The 23,484-nt window shown below is 59.6% G+C and carries 17 protein-coding genes and 1 pseudogene; 2 read left to right on the top strand and 16 right to left on the bottom strand.

All coding sequences use genetic code 11. The features are described from left to right. Window positions 1-157: 157 nt before the first annotated feature. A pseudogene (locus SINAC_RS41835) lies at window positions 158-700 on the bottom strand (FHA domain-containing protein); the annotation flags it as partial. Between SINAC_RS41835 and SINAC_RS41185 the strand changes: the two are divergent. Then, window positions 608-1,033, top strand: a complete 426-nt coding sequence (locus tag SINAC_RS41185; protein WP_020466280.1) for a hypothetical protein — start codon at window positions 608-610, stop codon at window positions 1,031-1,033. The pseudogene SINAC_RS41835 and the gene SINAC_RS41185 sit on opposite strands and share 93 nt — an antisense overlap. A gap of 583 nt (window positions 1,034-1,616) precedes the next feature. Here SINAC_RS41185 and SINAC_RS12065 read toward each other — a convergent pair. From SINAC_RS12065 to SINAC_RS38785, 13 genes are all read right to left on the bottom strand, one after another. Then, window positions 1,617-1,967 (bottom strand): hypothetical protein, encoded by a 351-nt coding sequence (locus tag SINAC_RS12065; RefSeq protein ID WP_015245914.1) that lies wholly within the window; start codon window positions 1,965-1,967, stop codon window positions 1,617-1,619. A 1,044-nt stretch (window positions 1,968-3,011) separates the two neighbouring features. After that, the gene (locus tag SINAC_RS12070; RefSeq protein WP_015245915.1) at window positions 3,012-4,193 is read right to left on the bottom strand and encodes an ABC transporter ATP-binding protein; all 1,182 of its coding nucleotides are present in this window, start codon (window positions 4,191-4,193) and stop codon (window positions 3,012-3,014) included. 181 nt (window positions 4,194-4,374) lie between these two features. Then, window positions 4,375-5,448 (bottom strand): glycosyltransferase family 2 protein, encoded by a 1,074-nt coding sequence (locus tag SINAC_RS12075; protein ID WP_015245916.1) that lies wholly within the window; start codon window positions 5,446-5,448, stop codon window positions 4,375-4,377. Further along, entirely contained in the window at window positions 5,445-6,131 is a 687-nt protein-coding gene (locus SINAC_RS12080; protein ID WP_015245917.1) for an acetyltransferase, read from the bottom strand. Before SINAC_RS12080 ends, SINAC_RS12075 begins: the two co-directional genes overlap by 4 nt. Further along, window positions 6,128-7,312: a DegT/DnrJ/EryC1/StrS family aminotransferase gene (locus SINAC_RS12085; protein ID WP_015245918.1), complete on the bottom strand. Its 1,185-nt coding sequence runs from the start codon at window positions 7,310-7,312 to the stop codon at window positions 6,128-6,130. The genes SINAC_RS12080 and SINAC_RS12085 overlap by 4 nt, the downstream gene beginning before the upstream one ends. Beyond that, window positions 7,309-8,298 carry an SDR family NAD(P)-dependent oxidoreductase gene (locus SINAC_RS12090; protein ID WP_015245919.1) on the bottom strand — a complete coding sequence of 330 codons (990 nt, stop codon included), beginning with the start codon at window positions 8,296-8,298 and terminating at the stop codon, window positions 7,309-7,311. Before SINAC_RS12090 ends, SINAC_RS12085 begins: the two co-directional genes overlap by 4 nt. Continuing rightward, a complete protein-coding gene (locus SINAC_RS12095; protein ID WP_015245920.1) occupies window positions 8,295-9,464 on the bottom strand; it encodes a DegT/DnrJ/EryC1/StrS family aminotransferase in 1,170 nt (389 codons plus the stop codon). The genes SINAC_RS12090 and SINAC_RS12095 overlap by 4 nt, the downstream gene beginning before the upstream one ends. After that, a complete protein-coding gene (locus SINAC_RS41840; protein WP_015245921.1) occupies window positions 9,461-9,907 on the bottom strand; it encodes an acyltransferase in 447 nt (148 codons plus the stop codon). Before SINAC_RS41840 ends, SINAC_RS12095 begins: the two co-directional genes overlap by 4 nt. Continuing rightward, window positions 9,885-11,012, bottom strand: coding sequence for a Gfo/Idh/MocA family protein (locus SINAC_RS12105; protein ID WP_015245922.1), 1,128 nt, complete (start codon window positions 11,010-11,012; stop codon window positions 9,885-9,887). Before SINAC_RS12105 ends, SINAC_RS41840 begins: the two co-directional genes overlap by 23 nt. A 14-nt stretch (window positions 11,013-11,026) precedes the next feature. Further along, complete coding sequence (locus tag SINAC_RS12110; protein ID WP_015245923.1) at window positions 11,027-11,914, bottom strand: ABC transporter permease; 888 nt, start codon at window positions 11,912-11,914, stop codon at window positions 11,027-11,029. A gap of 183 nt (window positions 11,915-12,097) precedes the next feature. Continuing rightward, window positions 12,098-12,838 (bottom strand): sugar transferase, encoded by a 741-nt coding sequence (locus tag SINAC_RS12115; protein ID WP_020466278.1) that lies wholly within the window; start codon window positions 12,836-12,838, stop codon window positions 12,098-12,100. A gap of 271 nt (window positions 12,839-13,109) precedes the next feature. Further along, a complete protein-coding gene (gene nusG / locus SINAC_RS12120; protein WP_015245924.1) occupies window positions 13,110-13,751 on the bottom strand; it encodes a transcription termination/antitermination protein NusG in 642 nt (213 codons plus the stop codon). 29 nt (window positions 13,752-13,780) lie between these two features. After that, window positions 13,781-14,719 (bottom strand): glycosyltransferase family 4 protein, encoded by a 939-nt coding sequence (locus SINAC_RS38785; protein WP_237722571.1) that lies wholly within the window; start codon window positions 14,717-14,719, stop codon window positions 13,781-13,783. On the opposite strand from SINAC_RS38785, the gene SINAC_RS41195 reads away from it, so the two are divergent. Beyond that, window positions 14,630-14,917 (top strand): hypothetical protein, encoded by a 288-nt coding sequence (locus tag SINAC_RS41195; protein ID WP_020466275.1) that lies wholly within the window; start codon window positions 14,630-14,632, stop codon window positions 14,915-14,917. The genes SINAC_RS38785 and SINAC_RS41195 overlap by 90 nt on opposite strands. Before the next feature lie 1,504 nt (window positions 14,918-16,421). Here SINAC_RS41195 and SINAC_RS12135 read toward each other — a convergent pair. Continuing rightward, a complete protein-coding gene (locus SINAC_RS12135) occupies window positions 16,422-17,297 on the bottom strand; it encodes a PEP-CTERM sorting domain-containing protein (RefSeq protein WP_015245926.1) in 876 nt (291 codons plus the stop codon). A gap of 261 nt (window positions 17,298-17,558) precedes the next feature. Continuing rightward, window positions 17,559-21,887 (bottom strand): tetratricopeptide repeat protein, encoded by a 4,329-nt coding sequence (locus tag SINAC_RS12140; RefSeq protein ID WP_015245927.1) that lies wholly within the window; start codon window positions 21,885-21,887, stop codon window positions 17,559-17,561. Window positions 21,888-23,484: the final 1,597 nt, after the last annotated feature.

A 23,484-nucleotide genomic window follows, 5' to 3' on the forward strand; every position in this document is an offset into this window, starting at 1 on the left:
ATGCTGCATCGGTGAGGTGTTGGACAGAACGGGAAGAGGTCTGATACTCACGATCGGGGCAGGCCAGTCTACTTTGTCCCGAAAGCAATGCGCGGGACAGGATTCGAGTTGCGGCGGAGCCCTGGTGGATTCGTAAATGATAAGGACCGAGAGCGAGGTCATCTCCGTCAGTAAGCTTGATACATCGGACCATGGCCCCGTTGACGAGCGTCCCGCTCGTACTGCGCATATCGACCACCCAGATTCCCGCTCTTGTGCTTACAAGGCTCGCGTGCACCGTTGCGCAGCGTGAGCTTGGCAAATACACTTTGCAAGCGGGAGAGCGTCCCAGAAGCAGGATCGCGCTATCAACTCTCCAGACGGAGGGTTGGTCCCGCGGATCAAGGAGTTCGAGGGCCGCGTCCTCAGTGTGAGGAAACCCGAATGCCCCGGAAACGGGGGGCCTCCCGGCTCCCACATCATATGCTCTCGCATTGACGTCACAGCCACATGGCCGAATCCGGTTGATTCCGATCCGGACAGCGGCCCCCGGCTCAATCCAACCCCACCGTTGCCGCCCGCCTTCCCAATGAATGCCTGTCCTGCTCTGAAGGTCGATACAAAAGACATGGCCCGCGACAACCTGAAGATAGGCGTGGCTACGGCTCACATCCGGGTGATCGAGTGTGACGTCCGCGGTCTCTCTGCGGCCAACCACCACGAAGGGTTGATGCAGTTCGCGGGGTTGATCGGCGAGAGCGCCATCAAGAGTTTCGAGACCCAACCCAAACGGGCCACTCCACTCACACTCGTCCAGAAATTGATCAACGGCCGCTTCGCTCATGTGAGGATTGCCCGGATCACGTCGTCCTTGCCTTATTGCAAGCTGCACAGTGGCCCGCCGCGAAGACTTTATCCGCGATCGACGGCCGAAGCGTCATGCAAACAAAACCTTTTTGGGCGTGGCGACTTTGTAAATGCAGAGTGGGGAACCGATCATCGCGAGCGCCGCCCCACATCCACGCAATACGTCATCATGGCGCATCGCAGGTGAGATTCTCGCTCGGACTGCATACAAACGGAAGAGAATGAGGTGGACTTCCGGAGAGAAGACCTCGCTGGCTGGGCTGGCCCACGTGTGGTCCGTGATGGCTCAGTCGCACAAGGCCAGATCAGACTCAAGGCCAAGCTTTCGGGCGCCCCCCTTACAAGAGCGCACCATATCTTGCTCTTGCTCCGCAACTACGGACCACACGTGGGTCAGGTCACTCCGGAGTCAGAGTACCGAGTGAGAACCCCGCCCGAAGCCCGGTCCTTGACGGACGAAGATGCCAGACTCGATGGAGCCCGGCGTATCTCCCGTGATTCTCGTTGGCCATTCCCTGGCCATTAAGGAGGGGGCGACTTTTTTTCTACCAATCGCTTTCGCCGCTTCAATTGGCAATTAACCAATAATGGCCAGTGAATCTCTGAGAACAATGCAGACCCAGACGAATCCCCAAACTGTCAGCGCGAATCGGCTTGATCAATGCTGCCGCATGTCGACACTGAACCTTGCAATCACCAACCCTCTTTCACCTGATTCAGACGACCAAGGCCCCCCATGAGCCCGCCAGTGCTTCACATGGAACCCGGAATCATATTGGATCGGCCAGGAAGCCGGTTCTCCGTTGCGGGCACCCCTGACGCCCTCGTTTGCTTTGAATTCTCTCGACCACGAGATCATGAACCGCATTCTGAAGGGCCGACAAAGCCGGGTCGTCCGGCGTAAAGGTTAAAAGCAAAGCGAGCTCATCGGGATTAAGTTCATAATTCCGACGCAATAAAAAGATCGTTAACGAGAGTTCAGCCCGGAGCGCTTCAGATTGATCCTCGACATCAATCGCAGCGGCAAGCAGAGCATCAAGCTCAGGATCCTTCCGTGATTGAGCCCCAACAGCGAGGCTCCAAGTCTCACCGTCAGACAATCGGACATGGATTCTTTCCATCCGGATTCCTTTGCATGCTTAATTGTTTAGGGGCAGGCCTCGATCCTGCCCGAAGGGAGCAGAGCAGGGGAAACTGTTTTCCGTCACAGCCATTTACACCAGAAAGGAACATTGGCCGGGCGAACCAAGAGCAAAGCTCCCCCGGTCTGAGAACCGAAGGAAAAACCGCTTGAGACAACGTTCAAGGAGCAGGGGATCAATTCGCCCTGAGACGTAGGCGGTTTAACCCAAACGCGTCACTTCACCCAAGCTGCCTAAAGAGTCTCAAATTCTTCAGGCACACTGGATGGAACGCCATTTCCAACCCTGCCGACCTGAAACCGTCTGACCCAAACCAGACATGGCAATTTTCTTGCCTTTTAAATCAACGACACCCGTTCTTTCGCGACAATTCCGCTCAGAAGGCCATTCTAAAGGGCTTCTTCACTCTCGTTTGTTGCGGCAGGCATTCCGTGAAAAGCGACTCGATCCGATGCGCGAAATGGCTTTTATAGCATTGCGATCCAAGGTAACCTGCAGACACCAATCTACGAAATGAAACTAAACTGCTCGCACGAAGGGATCAAATGCCTGTCATTCCGGAAGCTCGACGGCAAACCTCATCCAGCGATCCCAATAAGATCCGCCCTGGGAGAAGGACTGCAGGTTCGTGGACCCCGCCTGCCCGCACACTTATCAGTGAATCCAGCACTTATTTTGTAACGTTACTTTAGTGCTCTTGCAATAGGCTTGTAGTGAACCGCAGGAAATCTCACACTTCTGCCTTTCGGAACCAATCACAATCGGCATCGTCTGATTGGTTGCGAGTGAGAAGCATAGCCCTGCTCCCCCCCCGATCCATCGCTGATGCCATTTGTGGTGACATCACCACAGTAGCCACTCACTCCAGTCCCTCTTCTCAGCCAAGGGCAACTATCCCATCTCCCCTAAAACGCCGGGTGCACGGATGGGAAATCAGCGTGATTGAGGTTCGAAGGGCACACGGAGGATGGAGACCGGTCCATCTGTTTTTGAACGCCCCAGGGCGTCGCGGAAATCCCGGGATCAGCCGGGACCGAGTTCCCGAGATGACTCGCGTTCCCAATGCCACTCGGCAGCCTCGTGAAAAACACCAAACTGGTGACTCAAGGTCGGATGGCGAATGTTAATATTACCACCAACCTGCGAACAGTAAAGGCGCTGAAATGAAGAATCCCAAATCAGCGCATGAATTGTGTACATTTCCGAAACCAGCTTGACCGGCGGAGTAAGCAGTTCGATCATGCCGGAACCCGCGACCGTGGCCGTCGAAAACCCATCCATCGCGGTACTGTAGTTGCAGCAGGACACATCGTCGGATCGGATCAAGGCCACCGCGAAGTTTGGCTCGTGCACCGGCTCCTGCGCCTCGAAATGAAGGCGGATCCGGATCCGTTCCCCATGGTCGAACAAAGTACGAGGTTCTCCGCGCTCGCTAAGCGTTTCGAGCTTCCTGATGTAGATCGGACATTGAGTGGGGTCCGAGCCTACGGTTGCCTGCGCCCAGGCCGACATATCCATGCGTCCTTCGGAATCGTAGCGGCGAATCGCCTCATCGGTGGGACCATCGTACACAACCTCGCCCGCTGCGAGGTAGACGGAGCGATCGCAAACCGCTTTGATTGAGAACATGCTGTGAGAGACGAACAGGAGTGTCACATCGCGTTCCCGAAGGCGTTTTGCATGGTCCATGCACTTCCGCTGGAAGGCCAGGTCTCCTACAGAAAGAACTTCGTCGATAATCAGGATGTCCGGCTCCATGTGCGCCGCGACGGCAAAGGCCAAGCGTACGTACATACCGCTGGAATACCGCTTCACGGGGGTATCGATGAACCGCCCCACTTCGGCGAAATCCACGATCTGATCGAACTTTCGGATGATCTCGCTCCGGCTCATCCCAATGACAGCGGCATTAAGGAAGATGTTCTCCCGCCCGGTCAACTCAGGATGGAAGCCGGTACCGACTTCAAGGAGACTGCCCACGCGGCCGACGAGTTTGATCTTGCCGGTGGTTGGGGCCGTGATCCGGCTGAGAACCTTCAGCAGCGTCGACTTGCCCGCACCGTTGCGGCCGATGATCCCGATCGCCTCCCCCCGCCCAACCCGGAATGAGACGTCCTTGAGAGCCCAGAGTTCATCCTTAGATTCCTCGGCAACCCGTTGTCCACGCCGACGAAGGCGATTCCAAGGGGAGGCGGCCATGGCCATGATCGCCTCACGGAGCGAATCGATGCGCTCGCCTTGTCGAGTCCCGAGTCGATACCGCTTTGAAACGCCTTCCACAGTGATCGCGTCACGAGCCGACGTCAGGACAGGTCGTTTGTCGCTGGTTGAAACTTGTAACAAGGTGTCACCCTATCCAGGCTTGAGGACGAAGTGAGTTTCGCCGTTACGACCCGGTCCCGTTCGACGGCACGACTGCAACTGGTGAGTACTGCGGCGTTCGAAGGTGAGGCGAGTGCAAAGGCGCGTTGCAAGGTAATCGTGATTTCAACAACAGGCGACGGGCGAAGATGATTAGCGGAAGACCCATGCGAAGCATCCATCGAAGACGATGGTAAAATCGCAATGAGGTGGTGGACGTGTCCGCTCGCACGGCCAGGTCGATCAGCCTTCGGCTGCCCGTCGAGTCGCCCTTGAAGAAGGCCTCGTAGGCAGCGTTGAGTGCGTCTCTCGCAACGGCGCTGGCGACCTGCTGCTGCAAATGCTCGCACTCCGGAATCCTGCTCCCGTAATTCTGGAATAGGAAGGCGAAAGCAAGCTTTCTCTGTTCCATTTCGGCCAAGCATGTACCGAATTCGCGGACATGCATGTTCTGGCCATGGACACGATAGTACGCCTGGTCGACGTCCATTTCGGCCAGGTTCGCATGAACGGCGAATCGCATCCACATTTCCATGTCGGCCGCATGTGGCAGCGACGCTCGATAGCCGCCCAGCTTGCGCTGTAGTGCCGTGCGCACCATCACTGTCGGCGTCGGGATGAGGTTATTCGCTTTCTCAGCAGCAGCCTGAAGATAGTCGTGGCCAGCAATAATGCGCCAGTTGTGCTCGGTGAGTTCCAGCGGAGAACGAGGCGCGGGGAGCCGCGTGCTGAAATGGATATCGCGTCCGAAGGTAAGACCAACTTCCGGATGCTCATCCATGATCTTGGCGGCACGGAAGAGGGAACCGGGAGTCAACAGGTCATCCGCCGAGAGGAGGACCGTGTAGTCACCCTCGCTCCAATCAAGTCCCTCATTATAGGTGGCAATATGCCCTCGGTTCAGCTTGTGCCGTCGATACGCGACGCGACGATCCTGTTCGCTCAATTCCGCGGCGACTTTCGGTGTGTCGTCGGGCGAGGCATCGTCGATGATCAAGACCCGGACATCAACGCCCCCCTGCGTCAAGATGCTCTCCACGCATTGCCTCAAAAAGTGGCCATATTGATAGCATGGGACGATGACGTCGATCTCGCTCATCTTCTGGCCTCGCTGACCGCGGAGAAGGAAAGAAAGTCCGCGTGCGGCAACGGCCGCGCGGGATTGCCGACGACGATCGATCCGGCGGTGAAATCGCGGACCACGACGGCCCCCATCCCAATCAGTGAGCCATCACCGATCCGAAGCTGCTGGCGGAGGACCGCACTCGCACCGATGTAGCAATTCCGGCCAACCTGGACGGAACCACTGATCACGGCCCCAGGTGCGACGATCGAATAGTCCCCGATCGTCGTATTGTGGCCCACGATACATCCCGGGCAGAGGATGACGTGGTTACCGATGGTCGCTCCTCCCCCCACGCTGACACCGTAATTGACCGTGACGCCCTGCCCCAACCTGGCACGGCTGGAGACCGAAGCGGCCGGGTGAACGAGTGTCGGATACCGGTCTGCCGTGAGACCGGTTGACGCCAAGATCCTCGGGAGGCGCCGGAACGTCTTATCGCTGCCGATCGCATTGACGAACGTATGGCCGTGCATCAGATCCGCCTCGTCCAGCGGACCAAGGATCTCCAGGTCGAGATGCCAGGTCCCGGCTGGCCGAGCATCGTCTAGAAACCCGATGACCTCCCAGGACGGCGCGATCGCATTGATCGACTCGATGATGTCGAGGACGTCGTAAACGCTTCCGCCGGTTCCTAAAATCACAAGCGGCAGGCTCATTGGACCTCCCGGCTGTTGTTGTCCAACGCAAGGTCTTCCAGAACGCCAATGACGTAAGCCTGTTCGTCCTCGGTCATCGCGTCATAGAGCGGCAAGAGGATCACGCCGTCCCTGGCTCGCTCCGAGCGGGGCAAAGGCTGGTGCGGCTCTTCCGCATAAGCCGGCTCCTGGTGAATGTTCATGATGCCCCGACGCGTGCTGACACCGTGTTCGAGGAGCGTTTGCATCAATACGTCGCGCTGGATCGGAAAGGCGTTCGTGACCTGAACCGCGTAGGACTGGTAGTTGGGACAAGTGTTGACCGGTATGAAAGGCGACACCAAGCCCGGGATCCCTCGTAAAGCCCGGGTGTATTTCGCAGCCAGGGCGATCCGCCGGTCGAGCATTTCGGGGAACCGCGCGAGCTGCACGCGGCCGATCGCCGCCTGGATGTCGGTCATCCGATAGTTGAAGCCCACGACTGGGTAATTCTCGAAGACGACCGACTTGGCCTCATGCCGGGCCGTGTCCGGGATGCTCATGCCATGTTGCCGGAGCAAACGGAACTTACGGTCCAGGTTGGGATCACTTGTGGTCAGCATCCCGCCGTCACCCGTGGTCAGGATCTTGCGTGGGTGAAACGAGAAACAGGCGACGGTCCCCTGCGGCCGGCCGATCCGCTCCCAGGTCCGATCCACAAGCAACTCACTCCCGATGGCACAGGCGGCATCCTCCACGACCGGCAGCTGATGCCGGCCGGCAATTTCGAGGAGGGGGCTCATGTCACAGGGGAGGCCAATCTGATGAACCGGGACGATCGCCCGGGTTCGCGGGGTAATCGCCGCTTCGATCTGGGTGGGATCGATGTTGTAGGTCCGTGGGTCGATGTCCACGAACACAGGGCGCGCCCCGCAGTAGCGAATGGCATTGGCGGTGGCAATGAACGTGTGGCTGACCGTGATGACCTCATCCCCAGGGCCGACGTCGAGCGCGTGGAGCGCCAGATGCAAAGCCGTGGTGCAACTCGACACGGCACAGGCATGGGCTGCGCCCACGTAGGCCGCAAACTCTTCTTCGAAGGCCGCGACCTCAGGACCTTGCGTGATCCAACCGGAGAGAATCGCTCGGCGAGCGGCGGCAGCCTCTGCTTCACCCAGGCTGGGGCGGGCGACGGGGATCCTCCGAAGGCTTAGGCTATTCAACGGGCCACCTCCTCGAGGTCCGGCGCCATTTGCCGTCTCCAGGCCACCAACCGGCGTAACCCCTCCTCCAGGGAAACCTGGGTGGAGAAACCGAGTTCCCGACGAGCTCGCGTCGTATCGGCCAGCCTCCGGGGGACCGGGTTCACTTTCCGCGCCGGGTGATGTTCCGGTGCCAGGGCAGGTCCCCCCGTCGCATTGTGCATCGCCTGGAGCAGGCCCAGGAGTGTGGTTTCCGTTCCACTGGCGACGTTGTAGACGTCGTCGACCCGGTCGGATTTCATCGCCAGGAGGTTCGCCCGCGCGATGTCCTCGGCAAAGACGAAGTCCATTGAGGCAGAACCGTCGCCATGGATTTGTGGCGCCTTGCCCTGTTCGATGCAATCGAGCCAACGGATGAAGACCTCCGTATAAGCCCCCGTCACGTCCATCCGGGGACCATAGACGTTGAAGTACCGTAGCCCCACGCTCGGAAAGCCGTACATGTCGTGAAAACTGTGGGCGATGCCCTCGTTCATCAGCTTCGCGGCGCCGTAGAGCGTGCGATTGTGATAGGGATGATGACGCTCGTCGGTGGGGAAAATCTCTGCCGCGCCGTAGACCGAGGCCGAAGAGGCGTAGACAAGCTTCTTCACCCCCGAGGCGACCGCCGCCTCGAAGACGTTGAAAGCCCCCATGACCAGGATGTCCATGCATTCGCGAGGTTGCTCGGCGCAGAGGGTGATCCGGATCGCCGCTTGATGAAAAACGTAATCGCAGCCGGCGACGGCCTGGGCGACCTTCTCACGGTCACGGACGTCTCCTTCAATGAAAGTGATCGGGCGGCGTGCCCGCGCGGGGGCCAAGTTGGCATCGGAACCGCGTACCATGTTGTCGAGCACGCGGATCTCGCCCGCGCCCTCGTCGATCAATTGATCGACGATGTGTGAGCCGATCAATCCCGCGCCACCGGTCACCAGAATCGTCCGCCCTTTCAAGGAACTGTTCATCTCCGTCCCTCCCGCAACACTTCCCGCAACGCGTCCACGACCCGGTCCTGCTGCGACTCGGTCATCTCGGGAAACAGAGGCAGCGTCATGCATTCCCGCGCGATCCGCTCACTGACCGGAAAATCTCCATCGCGATAGCCGAGGTGAGCAAACGCTTTCTGAAGGTGGACCGGTACCGGGTAGTGCAGCCCTGTGCCAATCCCACGCGTCTCCAACGCGTCGCGGAGACGGTCCCGCTCAGGATGGAGGACGACGAAGAGATGCCAGACATGGCGCAGGTCACGAGCCTCGGTCGGCAACTGAAGTGGCAAGTCGGCGAGCCGCTCGAGATAGGCAGCGGCCAGGCGGCGGCGTGCTTCAGTCCAGGCTTCGAGATAGCGGAGTTTAATTCCAAGGATCGCCCCCTGGAACGCATCCATCCGATAGTTGAAGCCGATCTCGTCGTGATGGTATCGCTGACTCTGAGCGTGGTCTCTCAGGGAGCGAAGTCGCGCGGCGATTCGATCGTCGTGGGTGACGATCGCCCCCGCCTCTCCGTAAGCGCCAAGGTTCTTTCCCGGATAAAAGCTGAAGCAGCCAGTGCGTCCGAGCGTCCCGGCCCCCCGACCTCGATAGCGTGCACCATGGGCTTGAGCGGCGTCTTCGATCACGGGAATACCCAGGCGATTCCCGATTTCCAGAAGCGGCCCCAGGGCGGCCGGCTGGCCGTAAAGGTGGACCGGAAGAATGGCCCGCGTTCGCGAAGTGATCTTCGCCTCGACTTGCGCAACGTCCATGGTGTAGGTGAGGGGATCCACATCGACCATGACAGGCGTCGCGCCGACATAGCTGATGGCCCAGGTCGTCGCGATGAAGGTCATCGGAACGGTAATCACTTCATCGCCCGGCCCGACTCCCGTGGCGATCAGAGCCAGGTGAAGCGCCGAGGTGCCGCTGTTGACGCCGATGCAGTGCCGGGCGCCGACGTGAGCGGCAAAGGCCTTCTCGAACTCCTGAACGCGGGGACCCAGTACGTAGGTTGAGCTGCTGGCGACTTCGTGAAGCGCCTGGGAGATCTCATCGCGAAGCCCCAGATACTGGGCCTTCAGATCGAGCAGAGGGATCGGCGGCGGCGGAGCCAAGGAAACCTCCGGCCCGCTGCGGATGATTCCGGTTGCGATGGTCATTGGCGTGGTTCTCCTGGTTGCTCCCGCAGGCGGAATTGACGGGCCGGAATCCCCTTGACGACCCCGCGAGCCGCAACGTCGGAGGTCACCACGGCACCCGCGGCGACCAGCGCCCCCGGCCCGATCGTCAAACCACCGAGGATCACGGCTCCGCTGCCGATCGAAGCCCCCTTGCAAATCCGAGTGGGCTCAATGCACCAATCCGACTCGGCCATGAGACGTCCGTCGCATGTGGCCCGAGGGTTTGAATCGTTAATAAACATGACTCCATGCCCGATGAAGACTTCGTCCTCGATCGTGACTCCCTCACAAAGGAAGGTATGGCTGGAGATTTTGCAGCGGGCGCCGATGGCCACGTTCTTCTGGACCTCGACGAAACTCCCGATCCGTGTGTCATCACCGATCGAACATCCATAGAGATTAACGAAGCAGTGAAAAATCACGTCGCGGCCGAGCCGGACGTCGGGGGCGATCCGAATTCCGTTCGTTGGGTCCGATCGTGGATGAGTCGGAGTTGACATGGTCGAAGTCTCCGTGAGATAGAACGACGCGCCCTCCTTGGGCGCGGAGGCTGCGGTTCGCCGCGTCGAGCAGCCGGGTAATGCGCAAGCCCATCCAGCCGTCGCTGAGCGGTGTCAGGCCCTCGCGAATGCACTCGGCGAAATGGCTCACCATCGCCTGAAGCGGCTCGCCCGCCTCGATGTGCGGGCTCCAGACATCGCCGGTCCGGTAGCCGACGAGGAGTTTGCGTCGCCCCTCGGCCCCTTCGCCGAACTCGATACCACGGTCGTACACCTTGACCGGCTCGGTGCTGTTCAGCTCGTTGAAGACCACGCTCTTGCGTGAACCGGCGAAGATCATCTGGCGGACCTTCACGGGGGAGAGCCAGTTGACGTGGAAGTTGGCGAGCATCTGGTCGCCGTAGTCCACATTGACGTAAGCAATGTCTTCGGTCCCTCGGCTCGTGTGGGCACAACCCCATGCCGAGATGCTTCGGGCTTCAAAGTCAACCAGATAGTCGGCGATCGAGAGGTCATGGGGCGCGAGATCCCAGACGACATTGACGTCGTGCTGGAAGAGGCCGAGATTGATCCGGATGCTGTCGATGTAATAGATCTCGCCCAGTTCGCCGTACTCGATCAGCTCCTTGATCTTGCGAACGGCGTTGTTGAAGAGGTACGTATGATCAACCATCAGAACTCGCTGATGCCGCTCCGCCAGATCGATGAGTGTCTGAGCTTCGTGAACGTTGGAAGCCAGCGGCTTCTCGACCAGGACGTGGAGGCCTGCTTCGAGACAGCGCTGGGCGATCGCGAAATGGGTCGACACGGGTGTGGCAATCGCCACCGCGTCGAGTGGGAGATCGAGCAACTGGTCGATCGTATTGGCCAGTTTCAGGTGGGAGTGGGCTTGGCCGATCGTGGCCAGTCGCGCGGGGTTCGCGTCGCAGACGGCCGCAACTTCGGTCGTCGGACAGGCGGAGAAATTGCGAATCAGGTTCGGTCCCCAGTATCCGCACCCGATCATGCCGATCTTGAGTTTTTCCATGATTCTTCTCGATGTTAGATAATGTCCGCGAAACCGCGTTCGACGCGACGGAAGTAGAGTGTTCCCACGGCAAACATCACGGCAGAAACCCCCAGTGAGACCGCAAGGGAATAAAGATCGAGCGGCCCCCCGAGAACGACGGCACGAAAGTTGGCAATCAGCCCATAGGCGGGATTGAGTGGCAAGAGCCAGGGCCAGATGCCGGACACCAACGAACGGGAATCCATATAGACGGTGGGAGTGGCGAACATCCAGAGCTGCACCATGAACGGAATAACGTAACGAAAGTCGCGATAGGCCACGTTCAAGGCAGCCAGCAGCGAACCGATCCCGGCTGCCGCCACGGCAAGGCCGAGCACCATCACCGGGGCCAACAGCAATGAAGTGGATGGGAAGACACCGTAATAGAGCATCAACACGCCGAGCATCCCGCAGGCCACCGCGAAATCGACAAGCCCAGCGCCCACCGCTGAGAGCGGGATGATCAATCTCGGGAAATAGACCTTCGTGATCAGCCGTTCGCTGCCAACCACGCTCTGTCCGGCTCCGGCAATCGCGTTTGCAAAGAAGGTCCAAGGGAGGAGGCCGGCGAATGCGAAGAGGGGATACGGAATATCGCCCGAGGAAACCTTGGCCAGCCTCGCGAAAAAGACGCTGAAAACGATCATCGTCATGAGCGGCTGAAGGATGGCCCATGCCCCGCCGAGAACGGTCTGCTTGTAACGGACTTTCACATCACGCCAGCAAAGAAATGCGAAAAGCTCGCGAAAAGCCCAGATCTCGGCAATATCAAGGATGAGCCATTTCTTGTCGGGAAGAATCAGGGTGACCGGCATCTCGGTCTGAATCAGGACCTCTCTTGCCGGCGCCGCGTTCATGGGGATCTCGATAGTTCGAATCATGATTTCGCGTCTTCCTGATTCTTTATGAATTCTGCAAGCCACGCGACCGTCACGGGGCAATTCACGCAGCCCCGGACACCATTGCAATGATCCCACAGTGGCCAAGATTGAGGCGCGTGGCCAAAAATGTGCGGTTCGAGATCCCTGCTGCAGGACCGTGTAAACACGACGTTCGATGCGAGTTCAACTCGTCTGCACACGGGTCGGGGCCCAGCTAAACTCGTTCAATCTCGGCAGCCCCAGAACCCTGCAAGAGGTAGCGTGAGGAATCCCGAGCAGGCCTAGCGCAGTACAAACCGTGATGCGCAGATCCAGCCAGAGATTCATTTTCTCAATATAATGAAGATCACATGTCAATTTGCGGCGAACACTCGTGAGGTCGGTGTCCGGTGGCAGTTGAATCTGTGCAAGCCCCGTGACGCCTGGACGCACCGCAACACGCTCGCGGTAACGCGGCAAGACCGCTTCGAGTTGTCCGACAAATTCGGGACGCTCCGGCCTCGGACCCACCAAGCTCATTTCGCCACGCAAAACATTCACGAGCTGGGGGAGTTCGTCGAGGTGGGTCCGGCGCAGGAACAGGCCAACGGCGGTAATCCTGGGATCGTTTCCGACCGACCAGCAGGCGCCTGTGACCTGTTCGCAGTTATCGTGCATCGTCCTGATCTTGAAGATGGTAAAGAGGCGACCACCATGTCCCACTCGAGTCTGGGTGTAAATCAACGGCCCCTTCGACGTCAGCCTGACGAGGATCATCGCCATGAGGATGAGCGGTACGGCCGGAATCATAAGCAACAGGGCTGCCAGAAAATCGATGATCACTTTGGTCCGATTCAGTCGAACCGTAACCGCAGAGGTTTCCGCATCACCTGCGGCAGAATTCGTGCCAGTCGTGCGTGCGTTGGTGATCTTGGCGGCGATCATGGATCATGTTCCTTCGTGGACGGAAGGACTGCGATGTCCCATAGAGTGCGTCGTGCGTTTCGCTGGTCCGCCAGCTTCTTCCAATTTTGATGAGTCGATGTGTCTTCATTCTCGCCCTCGGCCTTCTTATCACGAGGGCCTTCGGAACCACCGATTTGCATGAGTGTTCCCTTGACGCCGCTGGGGACCTGGACAACAAGAGCCGCGAGACGAATGGCGTCGATTTCAGTCTCGCTCGAAGAGTTGGGACACGTGGCAACGGCTCCTCCCCTTACACAGCCGAGGAAGCGAACTGGGCATTCCTCGTTGAACCGGCGAGGTGGGCTCGATGATCGAGGGCATTTGAATCGGCTTCGGCCGGCTCAACCTGCCAATCTTGGAGTTCGATTGCCGCGCCTCGGCCAAGGAAATGGACGACGGCCACGAACCGGTCACGACCGTTACGCCGGGTGACGGTTCCGATGAGTCCCTGCAATGGACCGGTCAGAATCCGGACGAGATCCCCGACCAGGAAGCTTGGCTCGGGAGTGATCGCCACCCCGGAGTTAAGCACGCGATGGATTCTGCGGAGATCGTGCTCAATCGCCTCTTGATCCCAGATCTCGAGCATATTCGCGAGATGGTTCCCCTGAATCGCTTCACCGCGATCGTGATCATCTCCATAGAGAAATAAGTAACCCGGAAAGAGCGGAACCGTCGACCGGATCTTGCGACCGCCGGGCGTCCGCGTCTCTTGGGTCACTTTGGGCAGGTAGTGAGCAACTGCTCGGGCACGGAGCGCACGCGCAAGCATTTTCTCCTGGCGCGGTTTGGTGTGCAGACACCACCAGCGGCGGTCCCCGTCATTCCCAAGCCTTTCTTCGTCCCAGAGGGTGTCGGGATAGATCTCTGGCTCCTCGGACAGAATGGGCATCGCGCTATCCTCCTTTGACATGTATTTCTTCACCGCGACAACATTGCTTGATAGATCTTGGCGTAACAATCCGACGTCTCTTGTTCGGAGAACATCCTCAGGGCCCGCCTCCGCCCTTGCAGACCGAACTGCTCGCGGAGTGCCGAACTCGACCCGAGCCGTACGATCATCTCGGCCAGCGCTCCGTAATCGCCGGGGCCGACGAGGAAGCCGGAGACGCGGTCCTCGACGATCTCAGCCACAGCGCCGTCACGCGTCGCCACCACCGGGCATCCGACGGCGAGCGCCTGGATCAAGCGAGAGGTCACCGCCTTGCCAATACTTGTGGAGAGGACGAGGTCGGCGGCCCGCAGAAGCGAATCGCCTTCAGGCTGAGCCCCAAGAAAGGTCACGTAAGGCTCGAGATTGCTCCGAGACACCATCGTACGGATCGTCCCCAGTTCCGGGCCTTCGCCCACAAGAACCAAGCGGACCTCGGGAATCTCACGCACGACTTGCTCCATGGCCTGGATGGCGAGGCTATGGTTTTGCCACAAGTCGAAAGGAGCCGCCTGAAGAATGAGAAACCCATTCGACCCGATGCCAAGTTTCGTTCGAGTCGCCTGAACGTCCGCCCTGTTCTGGTACGCCGGCTTGGGGACACCGTTGTAAATAACACCCACTTGTTCGGGCAGCAGCCCCTCGTTCAAAATCAGTGCCTGCCGTACCGACAGACTGGCCGCGACAACTCGGTCACGGCTCTCGAGCAGCACCCGGTTCATCGCCGCCCGCCTCGGAGACGGATAGTCTGGATGCGGACGCACATGCTCCGTGCATAACATTTTGACTTGAACACACTGAAGTCTTGCAAACAAGCCAAAGAAAAGCGCTGCCGATTGATGAGCGTGCACAAGATCAACCTTCTCGCGTTGAAGGAGGAATGCCAGTCGACGCGAGCATCGCCAATCCAGGCCTGGCCGACGTTCCACGAGTTGGACGGAGAGTTCACTGGGGGGTCGCGCTTCGAGCGGAGAACTGAGAGTACCGATGCGGATGCTCGCAAACTGGTACTTGTGGGCCAATTGACGCATGAGGAGTTGGACCAAGGGTTCCGCCTCTACGGCCGAACGGCCTTCAAGGAGATGAACGATTTTCGGCTTCATCTCTTCGTTCGTCGGCGAATTTGACTTCGAGTACTGAACCGACCGACGTTCCGAATCCAACGATCTCCGCGCCTTTTCCTGCCCGGCGAGAGTCGACTCGCTCCTCTTTGAAGGGTCCGAGATCCCCGAGCGGGCAAAAACCATGGTCGGGATCTCCTGAGTCTTCGCCTGAACCTCAGAGCACCTGGATGGCCAAGATCAAGGCGAAGGAACCACCCTTCGAAGCCCAACGATCATGGCTTGCGATCTCGGGCATCGGACGCCTTCGCTACAGTCTCGGGACGTCAACGATGCCCTCTCACCCAGCCCAAGACGCCTGATTCGGAACCGAAGCGAGTGGGTATGAGCGCCAAGGCCAGCGCGCACCCTCTGCCTGTGGGTTGTTGCCCCCTTTACTCTGAATGCCAGATCGGCGCATACCCTGGGCCGATGGGTTGCATACGCCCCACAGCACTCGATCAAACTCAACGCGAATCTGAACCCCGGCACCGCAACGGAGGTGCGGAGGCACCACCGCAAAGTGACGGCCTTCATCCCTCAATCGCGTGATCCAGGCCGATGCCTGCGAAGCCCACGAGTGAGTCTGATGTTAAGCAAGCCGGCCTATCGCTCATCTCCAAGACGCCAATCGTCGCGTCACAGAGCCGTCGGTCATCGACGGGCTTGAACTGAAAACGGGATTGTTTCCTAACGTTCTCTCTGCACTAAACGATATTGCAGGCTCTGAAAAAATTACAACCAAAAATACGCAGTTCGCCAACATGTACCAAGTTCGCGCCTTACTATATCACTCATCCCCGGAACAGACGATCCCGTCACATCCATAAAAAACCGATAACGGCTTATTATTTCTCGCACTTGGCTTTCAGATCAGTCGAACAGTGCAGAAGCGTTGATCCTGTTTCCCTGTGAGTAAAAGCAATAAAACTTAACACTTTATACTTCACACACTTGCAGAAACGACAATTCATTCCCGACCCCATTCCGGGTGGAAATTCACTCGAACTTCAAACCGGGACTTCCATCGAGTGACCTTCGCCGTTTCGACAGCACCATGATCGGGATTGCCCAATGTTCATCCCGGATGGACCTAAGCATCGCAGGACCACACAAGCATGCACGCACATTCCAAGTAACGCTTACGAATGGCCGTCGTATTCGACCGTGCCCGTTGGAATCTAAGCTGGGGCAAGTGGTTGAGAACGACCTGCCACCTCGCGGCGTATAGAACTATGCCCACCACTAGCGGCGGGAATTGCGGAAGACCTCTTGGGTTGCCCGGCGACGTTGTCTCCGCGTTTGATTTGCCGACGCCTCACCGTGTTTCAGGAGAAACGGCGGATGCCCTGGCAACAGAACCTCAATGGGGCGCAGGTGCGATGCCCTCAGAGGCGATGGAGGGCCATGGTTCGAAAAAAAATGACCCCGGAGTGACCTGGCTCTCAGGTCACTCCGGGGCGGGTAAGCGCATCCCTCTCAGCAGGTGCGGCTCGAGTGGTGCGACCAACCAAAAATTAACCACGCCCGATCAGTTCGAGGCCCACGAGGAGAGATGGCGGCGGCGCAGGCCCGCAAGACCGAGGGTGCCGAGTCCGGTGAGGGCAAGAGCCACCGTCGATGGTTCAGGAACAGGGTTGGGAGGAGTCTTGAGAACACCCCACTCCTCGGATCCGCATTGAGTTGGATAGCTGCCCGGCGGCGTGCCGAATTGCGAGTAGAGATAGACATACTGTTGGTCGGGGTTCGTGGCGAGGGCGGCTTGGAATGTGGAGTCCGGAACGTAGAGGAACATACCACCCGTGTTTCCATGCGAATTCTGTGAAGCCTGGAGTTGAAGTTCGAGGAAATTCGACGTGCTGTCGTTCATCCTGAAGACTTCGGTCGAATTCGGGACAAGGAAGCCGACCACGGGCGGTGTGGTGCTCGTTGCATCGAACAGGTGAACGGCCCCCGTCAGCTCATTCGTGTTTGCCAAGAAAATCTGCACCTGGTTGAGCGAAAGGTTACTCACATTCCCCTGGCCGCTCGGGTTGACGTCGAGCACGAATTGGCGATAGTTCGTGCCATTGATGTTCACAACAGGCACATCGCTCAGGAGCAGCGAATGGGTAACTTGGGGTGAACTATTCGCGTCGAACTGGACGGGACGGGCGTCCGTATTGTAGCCCTCGGCACTCGTACTCTTTCCCTCGGCCTGGAGTTGCACGAAGGGGTCGATGGACCCCGCTCCGGACGAGTTGATGTTCGTCTGTTGAACGATGAAGTTGCCGCCGAGTTGGGCGTTGAGGTTAAACGTCGCCCCGGCAGTGGTCAGATCGATCGGCGTTGACGCTGGCGCGCTCGAGGCGGTTAGCGCCAGGAATACGGCGATGACCGCCAGCCCTTTGACGTAGGTTCGAGTCATTCCAATGGCTCCTTTTGCCTGGAGAAGTTGACTGAAGCGGAGACAGCTTCTCTCTCAGAAGTGATGGGGTCGGTGCCTTCACGCTGCCCTCGGCGGAACCACCGAGAGAGACCATCCTAGTGGCTGAAAATCTCGTGTGCCGTTTTTCACACACGCAAAAACAACTCACATGTTCAATCGATCTATTTTAATCCGAGGATTTCTGTGCGTCTCCTCTTCGAAAAGGGGGGGGCGCCTGAACCACGTTGGTGAAGGCAATGGTTACCGCCGACTCAGATCGGCAAGCAGGTGGTCGTAAGCCTTGCGTTCGAGCGGATGGAGCTTGTCAATCTGGAGGCCCGCAGCCCTCGCGCTCCGGATCGCGGTGTCGGCCCCCTCCCGGTCCTTCGCCAGGAGGCGAGCCTGGGCCAAATGCAGATATTTCTCCGGCGAGGGACTTCCCGAGAGGGCGACTTCCAGGTCTTTGATCGCCAAATCGCTCCGATCCATCTTCATGTAAATGACGGCTCGTGTATCCAGCAGGTCCGGCGTCGGGCCCGCCAAGGCAATGGCCTGACCGATGACGGTTAGGGCCTCGGCCCCCTTGTTTTCAGCCGCCGCAAGGAGCCAGGCCAGATTGTTCAGCGGGCCGTCGTTCCCCTTGCTCCGCTCATGAATCCGTCGATAGAGCGCCTCGGCTTCCCGGTAGTTTCCCTGGAAACTGGAAAGGTTCGCGAGGTCGAACAGGAGCATGATCGAATCGGGATTTTTCTCGACCGCCGCTTCGATCCTCGCCCCAATGCGGCGGATCTGCTCGTCATCGGCCTTGGCCGCATAGACAATGCGAAGGCTGGAACGGCCGACCGCCTCGGGATTGCACGCTGTCCACGCCCGATCAATGAGGTCGAGCGCCTCGGGGAGTTGCCCCCGACGCCCGAGGTACTCCGCGAGGAGTAAGCCGGTTTCCGGTTGTTTGGAACGCTTGACCGCGTCGCGATACATCGCCTCGGCCGCATCAGGTTGGCCCAATTCTTCCAGCAGCGCCGCGAAGATGGGAAGATAGGCATCCTTATTTTTGACGTAGTCCTTGAGTAAAGTGGCGGCGTCAGTCCCGTGGTCTCGAGCCGCGAGCAATCGAGCCTTCAACTCAATCGTCTGGGGGTGCTCGGGCAGCGCCTTCTCGAGACGGTCGAGCCAAGTCTGTGCTTCGTCAGTCTGCCCCTGTCGTATCAGGCTCCGCGTAAAGGCAGCCAGATATAACGTATTCTCGCCGTCTGTAGAGAGCAGGCCGAGCATCAAGGAGTGAGCTCGGGGCCAATCGCCCCCGGATTCGTAGAGTTGGGCCAGGACGAACTGCTCGTCGGGCGTGGAGGGCTGACGCCGTTCCAACTCCTCGAGCGTTCGGATCGCATCGCGCAGGCTGCCCGGCACTTTCGCCAGGAGGATGGCTTTGGCTCGCTGGTCCTCAACGTTATCCCGAGTCTGGAGGTTGCGATTGATCAGCGCCAGGCCCTCCCGGATCTGCGGATAGCCGCCCTGGAGGGCCAGGCCGAAGGCGCGCTTGCGCCGCGCCCAGAGAACCAGCGGCTCGGATGATTGGATCCTGGCGTCGAGAATCCGCTTCAAATACGGATCGGCCTTCGCAATCTTACCGATGCGCAGGTAGAAATCCGCAACGACGCGGAGGGTTGCTGGGTCATGAGGCCGAACGGCCAGGGTCGCCAGAAACTTCTCCTCGGCCCGATCCAGATCGCCCGCCGCCATGAAGCAGAGCGCCAAGGCAAGCGGGACGCGCTCGGGGGGGAGCTTGCTCTCTGCCTGCCGGATCGCAGCCTCAGCCTGCTCTTTCCGGTCGGACTTAGAAAGATATTCAACCCAGGCGATCCACGTTTCAGGGACGGTATCCGCCAACTCCAAAGCGCGACGGAACGAGGCCTCGGCCTTCACCCGCTCTCCGGCCGACCAGTAGACCTGGCCGAGCCAGAGATGGTCCCGGTAGTCTCGCGATTGGGACGAGACCGCTCGGCTCGCCAACTCCAGGGCCTCCTTCCGGTCTTGGTGCCGCAGCGCCTTCTCGGCGGCCAATTGCCCCAAGATCCCGGTCGACTGCCCTTGATCGAGCAGCTTCTGAACGACGCGATCGGCCTCCTCGTAGCGCCGCTGACGGTTCAAGAGCTCGACGACACGACGGATCACCACGGGCTGCCGCTCCCCGCGATCGATGGCCCGAATGAAGGCATCGGCGGCCGGTTCCGGAGCTCCCTCCTGCTCGGCAATCGCAGCTTCGAGGAGCGGCACCTGGGACCACTCTGGCCGCCGCTTGGCGGCCTCGGCGAGCAGGAGACGGGCCTGATCGAACCGCTTCGAATCGCCCTGCCGAGCCTGGCGAACCAAGAGAGTCGCCTCGCCAAAACGCCAGAGCACTCCGTCCTCACCTTCGATGTGGCGGAGACGTTCAACAGCCCGAGACAACGCCTCCTCGTCCGAGTGATCCCCAACTCGAAGGGCCAGGTCGAACAGCCGGGTCGCGGCGCGGAGGTCATCGGGCCGCCGTTCCGCCACATGGGTCCAGAGCTGCTCGGCCCGACGGACATCACCGATTTGAGCGAAGCCATCGGCCAGCCCATTCTCGAGGCGGATCCGGTCGTCATCGGAGAATGCTTCGAGGTGCTCCGTCAGTGACTCCAGGGCCTTGCCAGCACCAGCACCGCCGCGCTGGGACCAGGAGTTGGCGCGGGCCAGCCGAAGCTCGACCCGATCGCCAAGTCGCCTCTGGGCCTCGTCGAGAACCGAGAAGAGGTCCTCATACTTGCCCTGGCGCCCGGCCAGGTTCGCCAAAGCGATCCAGAGGTCGACCCGGTTCGGCTCCGACTTCTGGGCCTGCTGGAGCCGCTCGCGGGCCTCGTCGAACTGCCCCCTGGCCGCGAGGGCATCGGCACGGAGGATCGTCACCTCGGCGGCATCCGTCGGCGCCCGATCCGCCTCGTTCAGCGCCTGGTCAACCTCCGGCCAGCGACGCTGTTCGTCCGATAATTGGAGGTTCCGTGCGAGCAGCAGCCGCGCCACGGCGACCCTGGCCTCGGAAACCTCGGGAGCGACCTTGCGGAACTCCTCAAGGGCCTCGTCGGGGTGGCCCAGGGCCATCAGAGCCGACGCCTGCTCGAGTTGGGCGGGCACGCACCTGGGCTCGAGGGTCAGGGCGCGTCGACTGGCAATCAGTTGCTGATCGGGATTCCCCAGTTGTTCGTAACACTGAGCGAGGAGAACGTCGGCCTGGGTTGTCAGACCCTTCAGGTCGAGCACGTTCGCCATCAGCGACCGGGCCGTTTCCAGACGACCGATGGCCTCGGCCCGCTGCCCTTCGCTCATCAGGAGACGCGCCTCGAGGTAATCGACGGCCGGTTGAAAAACATCCGCCTGCTTGCGCAGCCGGGCAATGACCGCTTTAGCTTCCGGTCTCCCCGTGCTGATCAACCGATCGGCCAGATTCCATTGCAGATTTTTCTGATTGGGCAACACCTGATCGCCCCGACGCAGAACGGCCACTGCCTCTTCGAGCCGCCCCGCCTTGGTCTCGATTTCAGCCAGGCCCTGGTACATCCGCACGTCTCGAGGATATCGCTCCACGCCTCGTCCGAGGAGCGCTCGCGCTTCCGCGAATCGGCCCTTTTTGAGGGCAATCTCACCGGCGGCCACGATGACGTCAGCCGCTTCCGGAGCCAGTTGCTGTGCTCGCCTGAGATCCTCCGAGGAACCCGGCAAGCCTGACTCCTTACGGTATTGCGCCCGCGCCAGGTAAGCGTGGTAGGAATCGGAGTTCTTGGCGACGAGGCCATCCCGAATCTCGCCCGCGTCCATCACCCGATCGGCCTGCGCCGGATCGCTGAGCGGCCCCCGAAGCAAAGCGGCCTGGCGGACATAAAACTCAACCCGATCCGGAGCCTGCATGAGCGCGAGCCGGTAGCATGCCAAGGCTTTCCGATAGCAGTCATCGGCCTCATCGCGTCGGCCGGTCCGCGCCTGCTCATCCAGGCAACGGGCGAGAAGGGCCTCCAAATCAGCATCGGGGCGTGCCAGGAGTTTTACCAGGGCAGGGGGCGGCGCTTGCTGGGCATCTTGACGCGCGAACGCGAGGAGCAAGTCTTCGAGGCGGCTGCGATCCTCCAGCTCCGGCCCGCCGCCGCCTGTCGATGGCTCGAGAAGGAGGATGACCAGATGCTCTTTCGCGACCTTCGACATCCCAAGCTCGGGCGACATCGCCAGTTCTGCGGCGCGGCGACGGATCTTATCGCGGTCGGAGGTGTGCTGGAGAGCCCGTTCAAGGAGTTGCAGGGCTTGCAATCGACCTTCGCTCGTCGTCGCACTCTCGGCGAGCGCCAAGGCATAACGTCCCAAGACCTTGCCATCGTCGGGCCGGAAGGCCAGGTAGCGTCCCAGGTGCTTCTTGGCCCCACCGAGGTCCCCTTGCTTTTCAGCCCGGTCAGCCTGTTTGAGCAGCGCCCCGACATTGCGTTTCTGCAAGAAACCATGGACCCAGTGCGTCCCGCCGCCGAGCAAGGCGGAGGTCACGATCAGGCCGAGCAGGAACTTGCCATCAAGCCTTCGTTTCATGATTGGGAATATCCTCGGCCGATTGCTCCTTGCCCCATCGGGCCAGTAACAATCACCGGCAAAGATGGTGAGGGACGATTCCGATCCCGAGCAACCCGCATCATCAAATCGCACGCCCCGCCGTGGCTGAGCGAAATCCATCGCACCGCGCACCCCACATCGGGATGCACACCGATTTCATCAATTTGATCACCGCAGTCCCTTCGTCGGGCTTGCATGCGCCTGAGGTGGCTTCGATTGCGAGCCACCCGATAGGGGGTTCGTTTCTCGACCCACCGGAGCGGCGAACAACGACACCACACCACCGAGGCTCGAGCGGCCAGAATTCCACTCGCTCAAACTCCCATTGCCACGGGCAAGGCGTTTCTGCTCTGATCTCTCAAACGCCGTGCGCAGCGGTTCAGGCATCGACGGAGATTGCCTCCACAGGAAACGGCTTGATCGGCCGTTCAACGCTGCACGCGTACATGTCGCTCCGCAGACTCCTTGCAATCGCTTGGCGCGAGTCGAACAATCTTTTCATGGCCACGAGCCGAGTTTTCTCGATCGTCGAGCCTGGAGACGACGCTGAAAGAAAAGTCCCCACTTGGAGAACGGGCGATCACGAACCGGAAGTGGCAAGTCCCCGTATCTCGCGCACGGCGGCTCTCACAAATCTAGCCATATCTTCGAGTTCCGTCAGCCGAAGAGCGATCCGCTTCATTCACAACGGCACTTCAAATCGCTCACGATGGGGCCAGTAACACGAGGCCCCTTCGAAACACTTATTCCGTGTCACAACTAGCGTCTGCTCATCTCTTGTAATCAAAATTGCAGAGTGATCTGTACGAACCTGAATTTGTAGACTATGGTATGAGTATCGCAGTCGCGGTTCGCTTTGCTCGAGCCGCGATCTCATCCGAGGCTTGGTCATTCCTGACCGGCGTCTCAACCCGTACCAACTAACCTGATTTTCAAGATTTGACCCGTAAGGCGAGGTCGCCTGCCGACCTAAGCTGCCGGAAAACCGAGATCGGCCTGAGATATCAAAGCAGAACGGAGGAATGGTTCGACTCGAGGCCTGAATCGGCTTTGCTTCCTCAACGTGCGAGTCACCTTCGCGGATCGACCGAGCGGTGAGAGGGGAGGCATCGATGTCAAAGGCGCGTTTCCCTTGCCATTGCTGATGTTCGTTTCCAGAAGGACGCTCGCATGCTCACGCAGTTTTCCTGGCGGACGCTAGCCTTCGTGGCCTCCTGGCGTAACGCAATGGCCTACGATCACCGGCTTCGACAACAAAATCACGATTTCGCATCTGTACAGCATTGACTTTGCGAATCGGTCTTTCCTACAATTCTGCAGGCAATCTTTCTCGACGTAACAGGAAGAGCTTTAACCGGCTCGTCCCCTAACGCAGTGACGATTCCGTCTGTTGGGATAGGATTGCCCGTTTTTAGCTGGCCCACCCTTCGATTAGATAATTCTTATCCGACAAATAGATAGCCAGTCGTGGTTCTCATCCAACGAGAATTACGGTCGACTTCGGTCTCCGAGCAGGAAGATTCGCGGCATTCGTCGCCAATCACCACCGAAAAGCACAGCCCCTTGTTTCATGGAG

The organism is Singulisphaera acidiphila DSM 18658 (genome assembly GCF_000242455.2).
Taxonomy (GTDB): Bacteria; Planctomycetota; Planctomycetia; order Isosphaerales; family Isosphaeraceae; genus Singulisphaera; species Singulisphaera acidiphila.

What these genes read in the sequence shown, in the direction of transcription:
- SINAC_RS41185 (WP_020466280.1), top strand. Translation starts at nt 608, where the DNA reads ATGGCCCGCGACAACCTGAAGATAGGCGTGGCTACGGCTCACATCCGG.
- SINAC_RS12065 (WP_015245914.1), bottom strand. Translation starts at nt 1,967, where the DNA reads ATGGAAAGAATCCATGTCCGATTGTCTGACGGTGAGACTTGGAGCCTC.
- SINAC_RS12070 (WP_015245915.1), bottom strand. Translation starts at nt 4,193, where the DNA reads ATGGCCATGGCCGCCTCCCCTTGGAATCGCCTTCGTCGGCGTGGACAA.
- SINAC_RS12075 (WP_015245916.1), bottom strand. Translation starts at nt 5,448, where the DNA reads ATGAGCGAGATCGACGTCATCGTCCCATGCTATCAATATGGCCACTTT.
- SINAC_RS12080 (WP_015245917.1), bottom strand. Translation starts at nt 6,131, where the DNA reads ATGAGCCTGCCGCTTGTGATTTTAGGAACCGGCGGAAGCGTTTACGAC.
- SINAC_RS12090 (WP_015245919.1), bottom strand. Translation starts at nt 8,298, where the DNA reads ATGAACAGTTCCTTGAAAGGGCGGACGATTCTGGTGACCGGTGGCGCG.
- SINAC_RS12095 (WP_015245920.1), bottom strand. Translation starts at nt 9,464, where the DNA reads ATGACCATCGCAACCGGAATCATCCGCAGCGGGCCGGAGGTTTCCTTG.
- SINAC_RS12105 (WP_015245922.1), bottom strand. Translation starts at nt 11,012, where the DNA reads ATGGAAAAACTCAAGATCGGCATGATCGGGTGCGGATACTGGGGACCG.
- SINAC_RS12110 (WP_015245923.1), bottom strand. Translation starts at nt 11,914, where the DNA reads ATGATTCGAACTATCGAGATCCCCATGAACGCGGCGCCGGCAAGAGAG.
- SINAC_RS12115 (WP_020466278.1), bottom strand. Translation starts at nt 12,838, where the DNA reads ATGATCGCCGCCAAGATCACCAACGCACGCACGACTGGCACGAATTCT.
- nusG (WP_015245924.1), bottom strand. Translation starts at nt 13,751, where the DNA reads ATGCCCATTCTGTCCGAGGAGCCAGAGATCTATCCCGACACCCTCTGG.
- SINAC_RS41195 (WP_020466275.1), top strand. Translation starts at nt 14,630, where the DNA reads ATGAGCGTGCACAAGATCAACCTTCTCGCGTTGAAGGAGGAATGCCAG.
- SINAC_RS12135 (WP_015245926.1), bottom strand. Translation starts at nt 17,297, where the DNA reads ATGACTCGAACCTACGTCAAAGGGCTGGCGGTCATCGCCGTATTCCTG.
- SINAC_RS12140 (WP_015245927.1), bottom strand. Translation starts at nt 21,887, where the DNA reads ATGAAACGAAGGCTTGATGGCAAGTTCCTGCTCGGCCTGATCGTGACC.